The following is an 18,915-nucleotide window of genomic DNA, read 5'->3' as shown; positions in this document are numbered from 1 at the left end:
CGAGAGCGCGGCGGGCGCGCCATGGCCCGCGCTGCTCCGTGCACGAGGCCCACGTGTACCGTCCGCGGCGTGCGAGGGCCTCGCCGCGGGCGTGCACCTTCAGAACATGACGCCGTCCATGAGGTAGAACCCGAACGGGAAGCTCGGGTTCACGGCTGCCGCGTCCGGGGAGTAGGCGAGCTCGGCGCGGAAGAGGGCCTCGTTGAGCTGGATGTAGAGCGCGCCACCGGCGCCCCAGTGGAGGCGCCAGAGCTCGCCGTCGCGCGGATCGGCCGTGCCGTAGTCGACGAAGGAGCGGCCCGTGTCGAAGAACACGGCGTGCCCGGCGCGGAACTTGGCGCCGAAGATCTTCGTCCACGGGTACATGAACCTGAGCTCGGAGTTGGCCGCGACCTTGGCGAGGCCGCCGAACCGGCCCGCGGGCACGCCGCGCACGCCGAGCGCGCCGCCCAAGAAGTCGAACGTGCCGAAGCTCCCGCCGGTGATGTAGTCGTAATACGCCGGGTTCCCGAAGGTGAAGTCGCCGATGAGGCGCACCGCGAAGATGAACGGCCCGCCGAGGTGGAAGTACTTTCGCAGCGTCGTGTCGAACGCGAAGCTCCGCACGCGCGACGACGTGGGGAACGCCATCGACATTCGCATGGCGGCCATGTGGAGCGAGCCCTCTTTGGGCATGACCTCGTCGTCGCGGGTGTCGTAGATGATGCCGAGCTGCGGGATGACGGCCGTGTGCTCGTGCACGCCGATGAGCGGCGCGATGCCGCGCGCGGGGTCTCCGATGGCGTCGCGTTCGAGCTGGCTGCCCGGGTAGGGCTCGGGGTTCGTGTAGCGGACCTGGAGGCCGGTGATGATCTCCCATGGGCCGTCGAGCTCGCGCTCGGCGTAGACGCGCACGCGGAGATCCCTCGTGGGGTACTTGTAGAGGTTCCCGCCTGGGAGCTCGCCCGTCACCGGATCGATGGTGAGCGGCGCCATGTTGCCGATGCCGAAGTACGGCCGGTTGATCGTGCGGTCGTAGGTGACTCCCGGCATGACGCGCCACTCGGTGCCCATGAAGTGCGGGAAGTCGAGCCGGAGGCGCGCGGCCTGCTGCACGATCTCGCCGTCCCTCACGCTGAGCGAGAAGAGCCCGGAGCCGAACCACTTGTGCGGGTGGTACCCGGGCGCGACGTGGCTCACGGCGCCGGCGAGGCCGAACATGAAGCCGATGTCGCTCGAGCCGCCGAGCACCGGGAGCACCGCGGGGTGCGTGGCCTCTTCTTCGGCGTCGTGGTGGCCGGAGCCGATGTGGAACGCGCCCTTGTCCTCGTGCGCGTTCGTCGCGTGCCCCTTCTTCTTGCGCTCGGCATCCCTCACGCCGCGCGAGGGCTTCTTCGGCTCGGACGGCGTCGGGGCAGGCTCTGCGGCAGGGGCGCCCTTCGCGACGGGCTCGGGGGCGGCGTCAGGGGCCTTCGCCGCGGCAGGGGTCGTGGGCGGCGCAGCGGGCGCTGTGGCTTGGGCGTCGCCCTCGGCAGGAGGTGGGCCCGCGTCGGCCGCGGGCGCCGAAGGAGCCGAGGGATCGTCTTGCGCGAAGGCTCGAGGAGCGAGCGTGACGAGGGCGAGCGCGAGGCCAAAAGGAAGGGCGAAGGAGCGCATTCGACGCCCCGAGGGTAGTGCCTTTTGCCCACACCTTGCGGCGGCGAAAGGCGCTCCCCCGGTCCGTCTTACGGATTTGTCAGCGTGGGTGCTAAGTCTTCTCGGTCGGGACGAGCTTCACGGGCTCTTTGGCGGCGCGCCCGCCCTTGGCGACCCGCTTGCGTGTCGCGACGGAGGCGAAGAGCTTGGCCTTGCGAGGCTCCTTGCGGAAGGCGTAGCGGCCCGCGGAGCAGATGGTGTCGAGGCGCGCGCCGAGGGCCCAGAAGGCGCGGTTCCGGAGGGAGAGCAGGGTCTTCGCGCGGACGTCGGCCTTCTTTCCGGTGAGCGAGTCGAGCATGCGCTGGGCGAGGGTGCGCATGCGCGCGGGGGCGTTCGTCACGAGATCGGCCTTCTTGAGGGAGGACGTGTGCTCCTCCAAGAGCGCGGCGAGCTTCTCGAGATCGTCGGCGAGGTCGGCGATGCCGGTGCCTTCGCGGATCTTGGAGACGCGGGTCTCGACGTCCTCGTCGCCCTCGAGCCAGTAGTCGAGCGCGGCGAGGGCGTCGGCCTTGAGGGACTCACCCTCGGCCACGTCCTTCGGATCGACGCGCGCGTCGCGGCTCTTCGACCACTGGGCTTCGGCGCGCTGGAGCCAGTCGAGGTCGGTCTCGAGCTTGTCGAGGTCCTTGCGCTCGACGCGCGTGGACTCTTCGAGCGTGTCGATGGCCTGGCGCGCGGCCGAGAGCACCTCGCGCGCCATGCTCACGATGCGCGGCACGCTCTGATCGGGGAGCTTGTCGTACGTCGAGGGGTAGGTGAGGAGCTTCTCCTCGTCGGCCGGGGAGAGCGGCGCGAGGTTCACGGCGCGCGCGGTGCTGCGGGGCGCGGCCTTCGCGGCGGCCTTCGCCTTGCTCTTCGGCTTCGCGGGGCTCGGCGTCTTGGGTGCGGGCTTCTTGGATGCGGGCTTCTTGGTCGCCATGGGCGCGAGGGTACATGCAGTTTTGCGCTCACGAAAAGAGCCACGCGGGCAACGTGCCGCGTGGCTCTCGAACCGAAGGAAAGGACCGGTGAATTAGCCGCGGAGCTTCTTCGCGATCGTGGCGACACGCTGGCCCATGTACTTCGCGTGGGCGATGTCGGCCTCGGTCGCGCCCGTGTCGTTCGCGGTCACGGAGACGCCGTAGGGGTTGCCGCCCGAGGCGAACACGAGCTTGTCGGTGTACCCGGGCGCCGCGATGATGCCGCCGAAGTGGTGGATGGTCGTGTAGAACGAGAGGAGCGCCGCCTCTTGGCCGCCGTGGGCGTTCTGCGCGGACGTGAAGGCCGCGTAGACCTTGTCGGCGAGCTTGCCCTGGAACCAGAGGCCGCCGGCCGTGTCGAGGAAGGCCTTCATCTGGGCGGCCATGCCGCCGAAGCGCGTGGGGAACCCGAAGACGACGCCGTCGGCCCAGTCGAGGTCGTCGAGCGTGGCCCTCGGGTCTTGCGCCGTCTTGTCGACGAAGGCGCGCCACTTCGGGTTCGAGTCGATCGCGGCGGCCGGGGCCGTCTCGGCGACGAGGCGCACGCGGGTCTCGGCGCCCGCGGCCGTGGCGCCCTCGGCGACGGCCTGAGCGATGGTGTGGTTCGTGCCGGTGGCGGAGTAGTAGATGACGGCGATCTTGGGCATGGACGGCTCCTTCGGACGGAGAGGATGCCTCGTCGGACCCATGCGCACAACCGGCATTCGGTTGATGGGAACCATCGGTCCATGAGATGGATCGAACATGCACGAGCCGACGATCGCCGAGCTTCGAACCTTCCTCGCCGTGATCGAGCACGGGAGCTTCTCGTCCGCGGCGCGCAAGCTCGGCCGTGTGCAGTCTGCCGTGAGCCAGACCATCGCGACGCTCGAGGAGGGCCTCGGGGTAAAGCTCTTCGATCGGGGGACGAAGCGCCCCACGCCCACCGACGCGGCGCGCGTGCTCGCGGTCTCGGCGCACAAGGTGCTGTCCGAGGTGGGCGCGCTCGCGGAGCGGGCCGCGTCGTTCTCGCGGGGGACGGAGGCGGTCGTGTCGTTGTGTGTGGACGCGCTCTTTCCGCTCGGTCACCTCGTGCGCGCGTGCGCGGCGTTCGCGGCCGAGTTCCCGGAGGTCGAGCTCCGTGTGGCGACGGAGGCGCTCTCGGCCGTGACGTCGCGCGTGCTCTCGGGCGAGGCCACGCTCGGCCTCGTGTCGCCGCTCGGTCTCACGCCGAAGCTCGAGCGGCGGGCGCTCTTCACGATCCGCCTCGTGCCGTGCGCGGCCCCGTCGCACCCGCTCGCGCGGCCGAGGCCGGGAGGGGAGGGGCCGAGCGTCGAGGAGCTCCGGGACCACGTGCAGATCGTGCTCTCCGAGCGCTCGGAGGATGGGGTGCCCGATCAGGGCGTGCACTCGCCGCGCACCTGGCGCGTGGGTGATCTCCACACGAAGCGGGCTCTCATGCTCGCGGGCCTCGGGTGGGGGAACCTGCCCGAGCCGCTCATCGAAGAGGATCTGCGGAAGGGGCGCCTCGTGCGGGTCGTGCCCCAGGTGTTCCGCAAACACTCCATGACCCTCGCCATGTCCGCCGTGTACCGCCGAGGCCCAGCCTTCGGGCCCGCCCACGCCTGGCTCGTCGCCAAGCTGGAGGAGCTCGGCCGCGAGCCCCACGCCCCCTCGGGCCCCACGAAAACCGGGGCGCGGAAGAAAAAGAAGACCTCGCGCCGCACCCCGTGACGCTTCGTGCTTGACCGGCCCCCCGGGGGGCTGTAGGTAAGTCGCCGTTTTCCGACTTAGCTCAGTTGGTAGAGCAGGCGGCTGTTAACCGCCGGGTCGCAGGTTCGAGTCCTGCAGTCGGAGCCATTCATGCGGGGTCGCGGAAACGCGACCCCGCACCTTTTAACAGCGGCCCCTGAGAGCGATCTCCGGGGCCGTTGTCTTTTCTCCCCTGATTCCCCGAGGGTTTGCGCGTCGGCGACCGTCGCGTGCGCCGGGACGGCGATCGCGCTGAGAGCACGACGCGCGTGAAGAGCTGCGCGTCGAGGGCGCTCGGGACGGCGTTCGCGCTCTCATCTCGGTCCCGTGGGGAGAGAGAAGCCGAGACGCGGTTAACAGCCGACCCTCGGTTTCCGGGACCGTGACCCGGCGATCAACTGTCCCGCGCGGGTGGGACTGTTGATCATCGGGGCGCTGTCCCGCGCGAGCGCGGAACGGGCGCCCACGTTGGCGCGTGGCGCGCCGAGCTCAGCGGTCCGGGGCGTGGGCGCGGTCGGGGGGCTGCGGCGCGCACTGGGGCGCGTTGTGCGCGTCGGGCGCGGGACTGTTGAACGCCGGGCCGTGGTCCCTGGCGTTCACTCGGCGGCCCCTTCGCCGTCCCGCTTCCAATCCTCGGGCACGAGCTTCTTGCCACCGCGCCAGCGTTCGACGATGGCGTCGCGGTACCAGTCCTCGTTCAGGTCGGCGTGCTCAATTAGGATCACCTGCAGACCGGGCGCGACCGCCTGGACCGCATCGAAGATCAGTCGGAACATCTGCTGCACTCGGTGCCGGTCGTCGTCCGGCACAAGCCCCATCGAGCCATCGACGTCCTTGTCGGCCGGGAAGTACACCTGCGAGGGCTGGTCGAAGAAGATGAAGTGCGGCACCGGGCGCGAGCGCTGCACGAACCACTGGTGCAGAGCCAGGTGCGCGATGAGGTGGAAGCCGACGCCGTTCTCGCCGCTGCCGATGCGGCTCATCGGGATCGCGCCATCGACGGTGTCGGCAACCAGCGTGAGCTTCTTGAGGTCGAGGCGCATCGGGTACTCGGAGTGTTCCAGCCCGAGCTCGCGCGCCCACTTCGTCAGCTTCTCGGAGAGGAGCGACGCGATCGACGCGAGCTGCTCTTGAACGCGCTCATCACTCAGCTCCTCTTCGAGCTGCTTGCACTTGGCGCGGATCGATTCCGCCTGCCCCTCGAGGTCCTTCGTGTCGGGCACGTCGGGCATGCTCTCCAGATACAGGCTGACTCTCCCGAGGACGTGGGCCTTCTTGGCTGAGTCTGCGTGAGCCTCCGATACCGCGGTGTTGGCCGAGCGGACCGCCTCCATCTGCGTCCGGTTCCTCATCAGCGACTGCTGCACCTCCTGAAGGCGCACCTCGAGCGCGCTGATGGCGTTCTCAATGTGCGGCTCGACCCGGGCGACCGACTCCATCCGGCTCGCCACGTCCGTCAGGGCTCCCTGCAGCGCGGCCACCTCGGGCGGGGCATTCTCGGTTGGGAGGTCTTGTGCGCAGAGCGGGCACGTGTGCCCGGGCTCGCCTCCCTCGAAGATGCCGATCGTCGCCAGCCGCGCCTTCTGCTCCTTAGTCTCGTGGGAGAAGCCCTTCTCGTCCTTGGAGAAAGCACGCGCCGAGTCGATGTCGGCGCGGATGCGCCGTTGAGCCTGGAGCAGCTCCGCGCGCTCGGTCGAGAGCCGCGAGAACTCCATACCGTCAGGGAGCGTCACATCGACGCTCGCGAGCGGCGTCTTGAGCACGGCTCGAAGCGCGGAGACCGCGCCATCCCACGTCGGCGTCACCTCCTGCGTCAGTCCGGCGTCACGAGCCTGTGCGAGGAGCGCGTCGGCTTTGGTCGCACCGTCGCCGCGCAGCGCGGCAATCTCCGCAAGTCTACGTTCGACGGCACGAAGCTGCTCGCGCAGGCGACGCAGCTCACCTTGCTTCCTCACGTGGTCGTCGTCGACTGCTCCGAGAAAGTACGGGAGCGCGTCCTTCAACGCCTGCGCCGCCCAGTTGTCGGACGTTCCGTGGAACAGATGCTTCTTGCTGATGATCTCGTCTTGCTGCTGGAGGCAGAGCGCAACCGCGTGCCGAACGGTCGCTGAAAGCGCGGCGCGCCTCTGGCCCGTAGGTGGCTCATGGAGATTGTCGCGAATGCCGACCCACGAGGTGAGCGTCGTCGTCGCGCCCTCGAGATTCGTCGTCGCCCGCAGTTCGCTCGCTTCTGGCACCTTCACCGTACGCCCTGTGGCGATGAAGTAGTCGGTGCTGGACTGTGCCCTCGGCGGCGGGCAACGCCGTGCGACGAAGGCCTCTCCCGACGCGAGCTGGAGGCGCAGCCCGTACCAGGCCACGCGCAGGCGAAGAGGTCCGTGCGCGACATGACACTCACCGCTTCCGAAGCAGTAGTCGATGATGTCGCTCAGCGCCGACTTTCCGGTCTGCGACGCGCCCGTGATGATGTTGACCTTGCCGGGCTTCAACGAAAGCATGCGCTTCTCGCCATCGTGGCTGTAGACGACGATGTCGAGGATCTGCACGCTCATGGACGAACCCCCAGCAGCGCCATCACGGTTTCCGGCCCGCCTGCCTTCTCGAGCCATCTCCCGACGAACTCGGCGCGCTTGGCGCAATCGCGGACTTCATCGCTCGTCGCCTTGAGGGCGGCGTTCACGCGCTTCTTCATGTTCGCGTTCGCGCGCACTCCGTCTTGCGCGATCGCGAGTAGTCCAAGCGAGCCACCGAAGATGAGCGACTCCTTCGTGAACGCGCGCAGCGTCGACGCCCGCTCTCCCAGGCGCGTCCGCACGATCGGGTGCTCCGCGAGCCACGTCGGCAGCGATGTCCTGATGTTGGTCGGCAAGCTCTCCCTCGTCTCCTTGTGCAGCGCAAACGGCAGCACGAGGAACGAGAGCTCGATGGACAGCGGGAGGGGTCGCTCCGAGGAGTAGCCCTGTGCGGCCTGCCACACGAGCATCGCGCAGAAGCCCGGGTTGAGCAGGTTCCGCTCCTCGATCGAGCGCTCGGCCCAGGACGTCATTCAGCTTCGCCTCCCGATGCGTCCGTTGGAGGAACGCTTCCGCTCGGGTTGAGGATCTCGGCGAGCCGATCATGAAAGTCCGGGTGCCAGCCGATGCGCGGCGGCTTCTCGTCCGCGAGCATGTGGAACGACCCACGAACCACGAAGGGCTCCGTCACACCCGGGCGGATCGGGATCGTCGCCTTCTCAGCCCACGCGAGGATCGACCTCGCCGCCTTGCGCTTCGCGGCCTCGGCGGCAGTCGCTTCGATCTCGTTCTTCGCGCCTTCGAAGACGAGCTCCCACTCCTCCACCAGCTTCCGCTCGTACCGAGAGAGGTCGCCGACGAGCAGGAGATCCTCTCGGAGCCATCGAGAGCGCTGCTCGAACGCGCGGTAGAAGTCACGGATCGCAGCCGCCACCCGCTTCTTCGTAGCCTCGATCAGCTTGAGCTGGTGAACGAACTGATATCCCTCATGGGCAGCATGCGTTTCGTCGTCGAGCGTGAACTGCAGGAGGTCGTCATCGATCGGTAGGTTGTCCTGCTTGAACTGCTCGCGCAGCTCGGTCATCTCGGCTTCGATCTCATCGCTGAGGATGCCCGCGGGCTGCGGCACGGCGGAAAGCTGCTTGATGACCCGTCTCAGCCACCAGCCCTCGAGACGCTGAAGAAACGCATCGAGGTGCTTCGTCGCTGCGGAAAAATGGACCTGTTCCCTCAGCTCGTCATCGATCGCGAGGATGCCGGGCGCCCGGTCGAGCACGACGACGTTGTCGAGGATCGCCCGCCGCGCCGCGCCCGACACCGCGCTGAACGCCTGGTACGCAGGGGCGTTGGATTGGCTATCCGACGTCTGTGTGACCGTCTCCAGCTTCTGGAGAGCCTTCTCAACGTCGCGGGCACCATCGCTGCGCAGGAACCACGCTGCACCGTCCCTCGGCGCGGCCCCCGTGGTGAGCAGGTAGAGCGCGGTGCCGGACGGGATCGTGTTGTTGGCGTGCCCCTCGAACCACACGCGCAACGACTTCCAGAGATCGCCGCTCGCGTCGGACAGCGAAGCCTCACTCTTGCGATGGTGCTTCGTCTGCAGAAGCTCATCAGCCTTGGGGCCACTTGCCTGAAAAGCATCGAATGTGACGTCGTCGAGCGTTTCGAGGGACACGATGAATTCGGCTCCGGCGCGCGCGCGGCGCAGAGACCAGAGCAGCGCGACGCGCACCTGGTACAGGTACCCGAGCGCCGAGTCCGCGGCGGAGAAGGTCGTCATGCTTCCTCTCCTCTCGTCGCCGTCATTCGATGAGCCCCTTGATCGCGAGCGCCGTCTTCTTCAGCTCGACCGAGTCGAGGCCCTTGCCGTCCTCCTCGGTCGACGTGAAGAGCGTCTTGCCCTCGGCGAAGCCGTTCTTCTGGTACCAGGCGCGCTTCCACTCCCAGCCCCGCTTGTAGTCGGGGCGGCTGAGCATGCCGAGGTGCTCCCAGACGAGCAGGTCGCCATCCGCTGTCACGAACGAGAAGTCGGGGCGCAGGCGGCCCGCTGCGGTCGTCCCGTCGAGCACGCGCTCGTACTCGTAGGGGATGCCAAGCTGGAACAGCATGTTCGCGATCACCAGCTCCGACTTGCTGCGCACGAGATGCCCCTTCTCGGTCCGGTGGATCAGGTGCTCAGCAAAGGGCACGGAGTCGTCGGCGGCGCGGATGACGCTCTGGAAGACGTTCGTGTTGCGGCGCGCGGTCTCCGAGCGCTCTGGGCGCGTGAGGTCGAAGAGCACTGTCGCGTCGTCGCCCTCGATGAGGAGCACGAGCTGCTCACGGGAGCGCGTGAGCGCGGTGTAGACGAGCTCGCGAGACAGCAGGCGGCAGTTCTTCGGCAGAATGACGAAGACCTTCTTGAACTCGCTGCCCTGCGACTTGTGGACGGTGAGCGCGTATGCCAGCTCGAGGGGCGCGTAGCCGTCGGAAAACTGGTTGGGCCAGTAGTCGAAGGTCAGGTTCGGTCGCCCGGCGAACACGCCCTTGAGCATGTTCTTCACCTTCGACATCAAGGCGACCTCGCCGTTCGCGATGTAGTGCTCCTCCACAGCGCGCTCGACCCAGTTGTACGCCTTGCGTCGCTGGTTCGTGGTCTGGATGACCTTGTCCTTTGCGACGATGGTCTCGTCGCCGAGGCTCACGCCCCAGGCCGTCCCAGCCGCCTCCAGCTCCTTGGCGCGGAACTGCCGCTGCACCCAGCGATTGAGGTCATGGACGCCGTGCGGATGCATGCGGACCGGCGACAGAATCTGCCAGCGCTCGGAGCCCTCGGGCGCGTCGAACGGGACCCAGCCCTTGTCGTCCAGCCCAAGCGCCTTGTCGAAACCGGCGACGTCGCTGGGGCCGCTCAGCCCGAGGTGCCGCTGGAACGCCAACAGGAGCTGCGCGCGCAGGTCGTCGGGCGTCTTCCAAAGCGCGATCTCGAGGTCGTTGAACTTCTCGCCAAGCTCGAGGTCGCTCAGCACGCGGTCGGCGTCGACGGGTTGCTGCTCGCGCGTGAACCACGATGCGAGCCGGAGGGCGTCTGACGTCGTCGAGGAGGCCGCTGCCGCCGCGCGGACCTCGACGGAGAGCCGGGCGAGCGCGTTGCCGAGTAGCGATCCGTCGTCCCCCTTCGCATCGGTCGTCTCAAGGTACGAGACGAGGTCTGCGAAGGGTCGCCCGACGCCGATGGGCGGAAGCTGATTCGGATCGCCGACGAGGATCACGCGCTGAACGTGCGCAAGGTCGAGCGCTTCGAGGACGGCGACCAGGTCGTCCATCGTGAGCATCGAGCATTCATCGATGACGACGGTCTTCTCCTTCCGGTACTTGTCCTTGCCCTCGAACTTCGGCCGCTGGCGAGAGCCGTCGTACCTGCCGAGGCGGTGAAGGAACTGCGCGACGGTCATCGCCTCCGCGTTCGTCGCCTTGCCAAGACGAACGCGCGCCTTGCCCGTCGGAGCAAGCAGCAAGATGCCGTCCTTCGTGAGCGCATCGGCGAGCATGAGCGCGCCCATGACCGACGTCTTGCCCGTGCCCGCGCGCCCGACGAGGACGCTGAGCCGCCGCGAGAGAAGCCGCTCGAGAGCGACGGCTTGTTCCTCGATGGCCTGCCGGTGGATGTCATTCGTCTTGTCGAACTTGCCGCCCGCCTCGGAGATGGCCGTGACGAGCAGCTTCTGCCAGTCGGCCTTGATGGGCGCCGCAGCCTTCGCGGCGCGTTTCCCCAGCACGGAGCGAAGCCGGTCCTCTCGACCTTTCAGCTCGGTGAGCTGGAGCGCGGCCGTCGGCGCGCCCTCCGCAACGGGGATGTCGATGAGTTCGACTACGCCCGCGAGCGTCGAGCGGTTCGTGCTCGGCCAGTCCGACCCGATGACACACGGGTGCGCGAGGTCGAGCGAACCCACACGCTGAAGCGCCTCGGGCACGCTGAGGAGCGCGTCACCGTTCTCCGAAGCTTCACGCAGCACCGCGACCAGCGCAGCGCGCAGGCGGCGTGCGTCGTTCGGTGAGCCCACCTTCGACGGCGTCGGGACCGGGTGCTTGGCGGCGATGGTCGCATCGGGAAGCAACCCGCGATCGATGGTGCCGACGGACACCGACGAGTCATTCCAGTCGCCGAGGTCCACCTCGCTCATGCGGTACGGGTTCGCGAGGATCTCCTCGTCGGTCACCTTCGCGGCGGTGCCCTTCGCGCGCTCCTTCGGGTCGAACCACCGCAGCGCCTGCTGCGAGGTGAACGCGAAGCGCGAGAGCAGCTTGAGCAGCGCGCGGCGCTCATCGGGGAGGTCCGTCCACGTCTCTCGAATCGCCTTCAGGTCCTCGGCGTAGGCGGGCTGCGGGGGCTTCTGCTTCCCGCGAAGGATCGCGTCCACCGTCGGCCACGGGTCAGCGTCGGCCTTCATCATTCCCGACGAGCGCAGCTCCAGTGCGAGCGCCGTCCCAAGTCGCATCCCCAGCGCTTCGAGCACGGGGCCGAGCCCGGGGAACGGCCCGCGGTCCTGCCACGCTTGGGCGATCTGCTGGTTGAGCCACTCCTCGCGACGCTCCCACGGCCCCTTCGCGATGCCGTGCTCGCGGATCTTCCGAACCGACTCGAGGCAGCGGACCAACGTTGAAAGCGCGATGTCGGCCGGCGCGAGCTCGGCGGCGTAAGAGAAGACGCGAACGTGTGCCGGGTCGGCGGGCACGGCGATCTCGTGAAGGAGCCGCTGACGTCGCGTGTCCTCGGCGGCGTCGCCGGTCGGCTCCAGGTAGTCGTGGTACGGGAGCAGGAAGCCATCTTCGCCATCGGGGCGGATCGTGTGGCGGATGAGCAGGTCCCACATGAGGTGCGTGGGCTTCTTCTTCGAGACGTCGTAGGCCTTCGGCTGCGCGACGTTCGCGATACGCCCGACGCCCATCACGAGGCGCGTGATGGTGTCGCCGAGGGGCTGGCCTTCCTTGCAGTAGAAGAAGACCAGCGAGCGCTCCGGCGTGAGGCGACTCGCGAACAGCTTGAGGATCGCCTCCTGGCGCTCCCGCCCAAAGACCCAAGGGCTGTTGAACGGGGCCTCCTCGTCGAGCGGGAGCGGCGTCGGCAGCCGCTCGTCGATCGCTTCCTGCTCGCTCTTGAGCATCCATGCGAACGGCACGACGAACGTGGCGTAGGACGGGATCTTCACGAGCGTCGGCTTCAGGTGCCCGTGCGTGTCCTCGGCCTTCTTGATGCCGGCGTACGGGTGGACGAAGCGCCTGGACCACTCCTCGTCGTTCATGAACGCGCCGGATTCGGCCTTGCAGGCGGGCAGCTCGTCGGGATCCAGTGTGTTCCAACGCTTGCCTGCGATCGCATCCTCGCGCGCGTCGTCGCGCTCCTCGCGGATACGGTCGAGCGCGGCGCAGAATGCGTTGCAGGACGGCTGGCGGCAGACCGAGCCGTTCCACCGGGAGTCGTGCCAGGCAACGCGTGCGGTCAGGTGGAACATGAGCCCCTCGATGTCATCCGCCGGCCCCACTCACCTCAACCCAGCCGATCAGCTTCGCGGCGTAGCTGCCGCCCTCGGGAACGATCTCCCGGTGCTGCAGCTCGCGCTCGAGCATCGGCTCGACCTTCTCGTGGAGAAGTGCCTTCCGCGCTGACGCCGTCGTGCCGTTGACGTGGCCCGTGCGCGTGAAGAGGCCCGCGCCGAGCCGTTCGAGGCGGGAGTTGCGCTTGCCATCATCGCTCACGCCGAGAGGCAGCACGGTGGCGCGGTGCTCGCCTGACGGGCCGCGCGTCTCAACGAGCCACCAGGTCAGAACGCCCGGGCCCTCGGAGCCCGACACGGCCAAGCCGATGCCCTCGGGCGACACGGACTGCCACCGCTTGATGGCCTCCTGCACGAGCGGATGGTCAAGACCGAGGAGGTCGAGGTCCGTCCTTGCGCGGGCAGCATCGCGGTCGAGCGTGAAGCGGCACACCACCTTCTGCTCGGCGTCCTTCACGACGTAGATGCCATCGTCCTGCGAATCGACGCGGCGGCCATCGGCGGCGAGCGATGCGCGAAGGAACTCCAGCACGCGCTCGAGCCCCGGCCTCACGTTGGCGAAGGGCTTGTAGTCGTCGAGGGAGAAGCCATCGAGGTCCTGGAACAGCTCGAAGACCACCTTCCGCGCCTCGGAGGCGTTGGAGAGCGCGGCTTCGAGCTCCTCCTTCGTGCGGCGCAGCTCCGGGTCACCGAGCGCCTCGCGATAGAGCTTGTCGTACGTGAGGCGCTCGGAGAGCTGGCCGAGCACCTGACTGCGGAGGTCCTCGGCGACGTTGCCGTGCTCGTCCACCTTGCCCAGGGTCTTCGCGATCTCCTTCAACTTCTCGTCGAGCAGCAGAAAGATCTTGCCCTCGATCGTGTCGGAGAGGACGAGGTTGTAGACCTGCGCGGTGTGCTTCTGGCCGTAGCGATGGATGCGCCCGATGCGCTGCTCCATGTCCATCGGGTTCCACGGCAGGTCGAAGTTGAAGAGGATGCGCGCGAACTGGAGGTTGATGCCCTCGCGTCCCGCCGCCGTGCAGACCATCACGCGCGGACCGTCGGCCCTCTTGAATTTTCGCTCAGCGGCGAGCTTCGCCCCATGGTCACCACCGCGCAGGACGACGACGCCCTGGCCCGGGTACGCCTTCTCGATCTCCCGACCGAGCAAGTCGACGGTGCCGAGGTACGTCGCGAAGATGACGACCTTCTCGGTCGGGTCCTGCTCCCAAAGGGCGCCGAGGCCCCGCAACAGCTTCTCGACCTTCGTCTCGCGGCGCTCGGGGAACACGCGGAGCAGCTCGCGGATGCGCAGGCGCTCCTCGGGCAACGCAAGGCTCACCGCCATCACGGCCATGTCCTCGCCGCCCGTTGCGGCGTACTCGCCCGCCGTCGAGTCGGAGGCCAGCTCCAGCTCCTCCTCGTTGAGCTTCTTGAGGAGCTTCACGCGAAGGTCGGCGAGGATGGCTTCGACTTGGCCGCGCCCCACCGAGTCGCGCGCGACCTCGAACTCGTCGTGGATCAGCTCACGAGCTTCGGTCAGGAGCCGCTCGCGCGCGTCGATGTCCAGCTCCTGGTCCTTGAGGATGGCCTCGTGGAGCGTGAGCATGAGAATGCGGCGGCGAAGTGTGCGGCGAACGGCGGCGAAGCTCGACGCGGCGATCTTCTGGAAGATCGTCATCACGAAGCCGAGCGCGCGGCCCTGGTTGCCCTGTCGCTGGGCGAGCGCGAAGCCGTCCTCGAGGTACTCCTTGAGCGCCGCGTAGAACGTGCGCTCCTCCTCTTCCATCGTGAACGACTCGGTGTGGACCCAGCGTCGCGCGAAGAGCGGCGAACCGTCGGGGCGACATGCGTCGGCCTTCGTGCGCCGGAACACCACCGAGTTCAGGCGGTGCCGGTTGTCGATCATGTCCTCGGGGCTCTTGAACAGCGTCGGGTTGAGGAGCTGCACGAGCATCCAGAAACGGAAGTGATCGCCCTGGTGCGGCGTGGCCGAGAGGAGCACGAGATCGCGTGCGTGGCCCTTCAGCGCCTCGGCGAGCTTGTAGTTCTCGGTCTTCGTGACCTTCTTGCCGTTGCGGAAGGCCGTGAGGTGGTGCGCCTCGTCGAATACGACGAGGTCCCACTGCGGCGCGTCGAGCAGGCGCTTGATTCGTGCCGGGCGCTTGAGCGTGTCGATGCTGGCGATGAGCCGGTCGTGCTTGGCAAAGGCGTTGGACTTGCGGTCGGTGACGTCGCCCTCGCTGCCGAATACCTCGAAGTCGAGGCGGAAGACCTCGTTCATCTCGCGGTGCCAGTTGTTCACGAGGCCCGCTGGAACGACCATCAGCGCGCGGTTCAGCTCTCCTCGGCTCGCCAGCTCGCGGAGCAGAAGCGCCGCCTCGATCGTTTTGCCGAGGCCGACCTCGTCAGCGACCAGATACCGGCGAGGCGAGGCCGTCGCGATGCGGTGGGTCAGCACAACCTGATGCGGGAGCAGGTCGATCGGTGCGGCCGTGAGCGCGGCCGCGCTCTCCATGAGGGGCAACGCATGCGCCTCGTACTCGAGCCACGCCTCGCGCCGCCGATCGTCGCCACCCGCGACCGAGCTGATGACGCGATCGGTGCGCGAGAGGAACGGCTGGAGCGCGGTGATGGCGACGAGGCGCTCGCCGCCCGCGAAGAACGCTCGCACGTAGCCGTTGCGCTCGGAGTCGACGACGACGCCCTCGCCGTGCTCGGCGTGGCTGACGCGCTGTCCGGGGGTGAACGCAACGGGTCCGCTCATTACGAGATCCTCGGGTGGTGCAGGCCGACGTAGGCGTCGCCGTCGAAGTCGGGGTCCTTCTCCTCTGACACGAGGATGCGAGCGACGTCAGCTTCCGCGCCGCCCCACAGGCAACGGCCAAGTGCGAGGCGCGCACCGTCACGACCAGTGCCGACCTTCCAGAAGTACTCTTCGTCGGCGAGGTCCATCCCGATACGCGTGCGGCCTGACGCGAGCCAGAGGATGAGCGCGGCACCTCCCTCGTAGTGTTCCTGGAAGCTGAGCACCGCCGCCTTCAGGTCGGTCTCCAGCCACGACACCGCGTCCTGCTCAGAGAGCGAGTCGAGGCAGCCGTCGAGGCCGGCGACGACGAGCGCGTCGCCTTCGGAGCCCGGGAGGTCATCGGGCCACGCCTTCCGCAACGCGAAGAAGTCGCGGATCGACACCACGGCGGTCGGCGCGATGACCTCAGTCAAGATGCGGGGCTCCCACAGAAGCGAGAAGCCGCGACGCATCCACCGCTGTGAACGTTCGACCCTCATGCCGCCCCCTGGTCTTCGAAGAAGAGCGCCATCTGCTGCTGCTTGGGCGACTCGTGCTTGGCGCGCCACGAGCGCAAGATGGTCTGCGCGCGCGACGAGGCGTTGCGGATCTCCGAGGTCGCGCCACGCGTCGAGAACCACTCGAGCAGTGCGCCGAGTGCCGGATGGGGCTTGAAGTTGTCGTTCGCGAGCGTGTCGGTCGCGTTGATGCCGCTGTTCTCGAAGCACGCGCCGATGAGGAACGCGGCCTGATCGTAGTCGCTCGTCATGCCGCGACGGTGCCTGCCTTGCCACGCGCGCGCGATTTCGAGCGGCGACGTGAGCTGGTAGATCTTCTTGTCCTCCGAGCACCAGCCCCGCGCCTCGAAGTCAGACGGGGCGATGCCGGTGCCGCGCAGGAACTTCTGGATCTGATCGCGCGGGATCTCCTTTACGCCGGCGAACAGCCGAAGGAACTGCCGCGTGAACGGCTCGGCGTTGACCGGCGGCGGGTCCTTGATGCCGCCCGTCTCTTCGTCGAGGAGCTGATTGATGCCGACGAGCGCCTCGAGCACCGTCATCGAGCGCCCGTCGTCGACGAGCACCTTGCCGTAGTGCCGCGAGTAGTACTCGAGGGCCTTGCCACGACGGATGACCTGCAGGTCGGCCTCGGGGAGACCGGCCTTCTGGTGGTGCTCGAGCATGTGTTTCAGGCTTCGAACATCCTGAAGTACCTGCCGGCGCATCTTCGCCCAGCTCACCGGCGTCGGTTCTTCGGTTCGCTTTCGGCAGACGTGGACAATGTCGTACTCGATCTTCTGCGACCCGAACTCACCGTCGCCCTTCGTCTCGTCGCTGCGGGTCGGATAGGTGGCCTCCAGGTAAAACCCTGCGTCGAATAGGCTCTCGAGCACCGCAACCCACGGAGCGTCTTCACTGTGGTGGAACGTGAACGCGAGCAGACCACCGGGTTTCAATATGCGGTGAGCCTCGGCCCAGCTCGCGGTGAGGAGCCTCTTGTAATATGCATCTGCGTCGTCGGGATGACGGGCCTTGTTGGAGACGGCCTCCAACGTCTTGGGCGTGCTCTCGGCGGAGAACAGTGCCGGGTAGCGTTCGCGAAGGACGAGGCGGAGCCACGCATAGAAGAAGTCGGACAGCTCGGAGTACTGGATGAGATCGCCGAAGGGAGGATCGGTGATCACAAGGTCGATTGTGGCTGCACCGACTCCCTCCAGTTCCGTCGCGGACCCGCAGCGGATGTCGACGGCATCGAGAACTCCGTCGCCGGGATAGACCTTCTCACTCTTCCCAGATACGAGCTCCCGGAGAGACGGATTCGATTCCGACAGGTACTCGTTGCTCACGATCTCCCATGGGGCATTCGACCACTCGAGCGTCTCCACAATCGACGAGCCACACGTTTGCCAGTTGCCCCGCCCAAGTACGGGGAAAACGCAGTTCTCGACAGTCGTCGCCTTGGGGCGGAAGTTGTTCTTGCTGAAGTGCGGTTCAAGCGTGTCGCGCTGGGGATTCCAGATAGTGAACATGCACTGGTTGCGGAGATACTGCTGAAACGCCGCCAGCAATGCCTCGCGCACTTCCCAACGATGCCTGGCACCTCCGGCATGGTGAATGGCCTTGAGGAGCAGAGCGTGGACGAGCAGTTGGCGCGAATTAAACATCGTCCACCAGTGCGTGTAGCCGTGGTGACGAACAGACCAGAAATCAGCTTCCAAGCCGTACGGGAGCGCCTCTCTCGGCCAGTACGCGGCCAGGTCGTCTTCCTTGCGCGCTTCCCATTCGCGATGCGCCGCATTGAGCCCGGTAGCATCGTCAAATGGGAGGAAGTACCTGCCGCCGTAAGCGACTCCATCGCGATCTCGTTTCGGGCTGTACGCCTGGATCGCGTACGGCGCGACGGGCCCGGTCTTGCCCGACGCCTTCACTGTCGTGAGGATGTCCTGAATGGTGCCGCAGGAACCGCAAGCGTAGGCCGCCTTCTTCGGAATGTTGCTAATGGACGTGCTGAAGGTGACCCCGGTATCGGGGCAGGTCACCTCATCCGGCAGCTTCCCGCGCACTTCCACTAGGCGCAGCTTCTCGGCGCGCGAATCGTACCAGCGGCCTGAGCACGCCGCATCGTCCGTTGCACTTCCGCCGTAGGGCTGGCCGTGCGCATCCTTCGAGCCTTCGCCCGTGAGCCACTGGGGATGGACGAGCAGCGAGAGCGAGACCTTCTTCTTGTTGCCCTTGCGCGCTCCTACGTTGACCAGCTCCTTCTCGCCGCATGACGGGCAGATGACCGCGCCCGTCTTAGCGTTGATCGGTGCGAAGGGCGTCTCGCCGTCTGCGACGACGAGCGTCACGTCGGGAGCCATGCGGGCCTCCGACTCCTCGATGTCGAACGACGTCTTGCACTTCGGGCACTTGTGCGGCCAAACCTTGATCGACAGCTCCTTCACTGCGAGCACCGGTGAGGACATCACGGGCGTGCGATGGCCGCAGCCGGTCACCTGACACGGCCCGTGCTTCGACCAGAACACGTAGATGATCTCGGGCCCCTCGTACTTGAAGGCCTTCCGCGCCTCGGGCTTGAGCGCCAACGGATCGAAGTCGTCGCCCATGACCTTGCCGTCCGCGATGCGCGTCCACGTCCCGCGCTCGCCGTGCGGACCGTTGCACGCGTAGAACGGCATGATCTGCGGCTTCACTTCGGCCTCGATGTCGGCGAGCAGCGCCTCGACCTCGGCCTTCTTCACGTCGGCCAGCTCGGTCTTCACGACGAACCAGGCGACGGGGTTCAGGTCGTTGCCGAACATCTGCATGCCGAGGCGGCTGCCCTCGACGACAGTGGTGCCGCCGCCCATGAAGATGTCGGCGACCTTGAGGTTGGCGAACGAGCGCTTCTTCTGATGGTTGGCGTAGTAGACGTCCCACACGGCCTTTGCCGCTTGCGACGTGTCCTCGGGCGCTTTCATCGATGCGGAGAGCAGGAGCGAGCGGAAGACGCTCGAGCGGCGGCGCGCCCACCACTTCGACATCTGGTAGATGGGTTTGCCCGCGTTGCCCTCGATCGTCGCGACCTGGTTCACGGGGAGGATGGGGAAGTCGACCTCGAGGCAGGTCTTCGGGCGGTTCGGGTCGTTGAAGTCGACCGTCTCGAGCTGCACCGCCTTGCCCGCCCCGACGGCGTCGGCAACCGCTTTCGCCACGCGCTGGGCCTTCGTCGGTCCACTGCTTGATGCTCTGGCCATG

At 67.3% G+C, this 18,915-nt stretch carries 11 protein-coding genes and 1 tRNA gene; 2 read left to right on the top strand and 10 right to left on the bottom strand.

Going from position 1 to position 18,915, the window contains the following annotated elements; translation table 11 throughout:
• Positions 1 to 99 precede the first annotated feature (99 nt).
• The 3 genes from IPK71_29695 to wrbA form a co-directional block, all read right to left on the bottom strand.
• The gene (locus IPK71_29695) at positions 100 to 1,635 is read right to left on the bottom strand and encodes a BamA/TamA family outer membrane protein (GenBank protein MBK8217920.1); all 1,536 of its coding nucleotides are present in this window, start codon (positions 1,633 to 1,635) and stop codon (positions 100 to 102) included.
• Between the two features lie 91 nt (positions 1,636 to 1,726).
• A complete protein-coding gene (locus tag IPK71_29690; protein ID MBK8217919.1) occupies positions 1,727 to 2,593 on the bottom strand; it encodes a hypothetical protein in 867 nt (288 codons plus the stop codon).
• 93 nt (positions 2,594 to 2,686) lie between these two features.
• The gene (gene wrbA / locus IPK71_29685; protein MBK8217918.1) at positions 2,687 to 3,280 is read right to left on the bottom strand and encodes an NAD(P)H:quinone oxidoreductase; all 594 of its coding nucleotides are present in this window, start codon (positions 3,278 to 3,280) and stop codon (positions 2,687 to 2,689) included.
• A 97-nt stretch (positions 3,281 to 3,377) separates the two neighbouring features.
• On the opposite strand from wrbA, the gene IPK71_29680 reads away from it, so the two are divergent.
• Both IPK71_29680 and IPK71_29675 read left to right on the top strand, forming a co-directional pair.
• Positions 3,378 to 4,346, top strand: coding sequence for a LysR family transcriptional regulator (locus tag IPK71_29680; GenBank protein MBK8217917.1), 969 nt, complete (start codon positions 3,378 to 3,380; stop codon positions 4,344 to 4,346).
• A gap of 50 nt (positions 4,347 to 4,396) precedes the next feature.
• Positions 4,397 to 4,472: transfer RNA gene (locus IPK71_29675), tRNA-Asn, on the top strand.
• 488 nt (positions 4,473 to 4,960) lie between these two features.
• Here the strand turns inward: IPK71_29675 and IPK71_29670 are convergent.
• The 7 genes from IPK71_29670 to IPK71_29640 form a co-directional block, all read right to left on the bottom strand.
• Positions 4,961 to 6,916: a DUF3732 domain-containing protein gene (locus IPK71_29670; protein MBK8217916.1), complete on the bottom strand. Its 1,956-nt coding sequence runs from the start codon at positions 6,914 to 6,916 to the stop codon at positions 4,961 to 4,963.
• Positions 6,913 to 7,410: a hypothetical protein gene (locus tag IPK71_29665; protein MBK8217915.1), complete on the bottom strand. Its 498-nt coding sequence runs from the start codon at positions 7,408 to 7,410 to the stop codon at positions 6,913 to 6,915. Before IPK71_29665 ends, IPK71_29670 begins: the two co-directional genes overlap by 4 nt.
• Positions 7,407 to 8,657 (bottom strand): hypothetical protein, encoded by a 1,251-nt coding sequence (locus IPK71_29660; protein ID MBK8217914.1) that lies wholly within the window; start codon positions 8,655 to 8,657, stop codon positions 7,407 to 7,409. The genes IPK71_29665 and IPK71_29660 overlap by 4 nt, the downstream gene beginning before the upstream one ends.
• 22 nt (positions 8,658 to 8,679) lie before the next feature.
• Positions 8,680 to 12,369 (bottom strand): AAA family ATPase, encoded by a 3,690-nt coding sequence (locus tag IPK71_29655; GenBank protein MBK8217913.1) that lies wholly within the window; start codon positions 12,367 to 12,369, stop codon positions 8,680 to 8,682.
• Positions 12,370 to 12,382: 13 nt separating this feature from the next.
• Positions 12,383 to 15,157 carry a DEAD/DEAH box helicase family protein gene (locus IPK71_29650; GenBank protein ID MBK8217912.1) on the bottom strand — a complete coding sequence of 925 codons (2,775 nt, stop codon included), beginning with the start codon at positions 15,155 to 15,157 and terminating at the stop codon, positions 12,383 to 12,385.
• Positions 15,157 to 15,612, bottom strand: a complete 456-nt coding sequence (locus IPK71_29645; protein ID MBK8217911.1) for a hypothetical protein — start codon at positions 15,610 to 15,612, stop codon at positions 15,157 to 15,159. Before IPK71_29645 ends, IPK71_29650 begins: the two co-directional genes overlap by 1 nt.
• A 62-nt stretch (positions 15,613 to 15,674) precedes the next feature.
• Positions 15,675 to 18,914: a DUF1156 domain-containing protein gene (locus tag IPK71_29640; GenBank protein MBK8217910.1), complete on the bottom strand. Its 3,240-nt coding sequence runs from the start codon at positions 18,912 to 18,914 to the stop codon at positions 15,675 to 15,677.
• Between the last annotated feature and the right edge of the window lies 1 nt (position 18,915).

Source organism: Myxococcales bacterium, from assembly GCA_016712525.1.
Taxonomy (GTDB): Bacteria; Myxococcota_A; Polyangia; order Polyangiales; family Polyangiaceae; genus JAAFHV01.
The sequence above is the reverse complement of the archived record's forward strand: the minus strand, read 5'-3'. Positions and strand labels throughout refer to the sequence as shown.

Excerpts from the sequence above, each read along its gene's own strand:
- IPK71_29695 (MBK8217920.1), bottom strand. The coding sequence starts at position 1,635 with ATGCGCTCCTTCGCCCTTCCTTTTGGCCTCGCGCTCGCCCTCGTCACG.
- IPK71_29690 (MBK8217919.1), bottom strand. The coding sequence starts at position 2,593 with ATGGCGACCAAGAAGCCCGCATCCAAGAAGCCCGCACCCAAGACGCCG.
- wrbA (MBK8217918.1), bottom strand. The coding sequence starts at position 3,280 with ATGCCCAAGATCGCCGTCATCTACTACTCCGCCACCGGCACGAACCAC.
- IPK71_29680 (MBK8217917.1), top strand. The coding sequence starts at position 3,378 with ATGCACGAGCCGACGATCGCCGAGCTTCGAACCTTCCTCGCCGTGATC.
- IPK71_29670 (MBK8217916.1), bottom strand. The coding sequence starts at position 6,916 with ATGAGCGTGCAGATCCTCGACATCGTCGTCTACAGCCACGATGGCGAG.
- IPK71_29665 (MBK8217915.1), bottom strand. The coding sequence starts at position 7,410 with ATGACGTCCTGGGCCGAGCGCTCGATCGAGGAGCGGAACCTGCTCAAC.
- IPK71_29660 (MBK8217914.1), bottom strand. The coding sequence starts at position 8,657 with ATGACGACCTTCTCCGCCGCGGACTCGGCGCTCGGGTACCTGTACCAG.
- IPK71_29655 (MBK8217913.1), bottom strand. The coding sequence starts at position 12,369 with ATGTTCCACCTGACCGCACGCGTTGCCTGGCACGACTCCCGGTGGAAC.
- IPK71_29650 (MBK8217912.1), bottom strand. The coding sequence starts at position 15,157 with ATGAGCGGACCCGTTGCGTTCACCCCCGGACAGCGCGTCAGCCACGCC.
- IPK71_29640 (MBK8217910.1), bottom strand. The coding sequence starts at position 18,914 with ATGGCCAGAGCATCAAGCAGTGGACCGACGAAGGCCCAGCGCGTGGCG.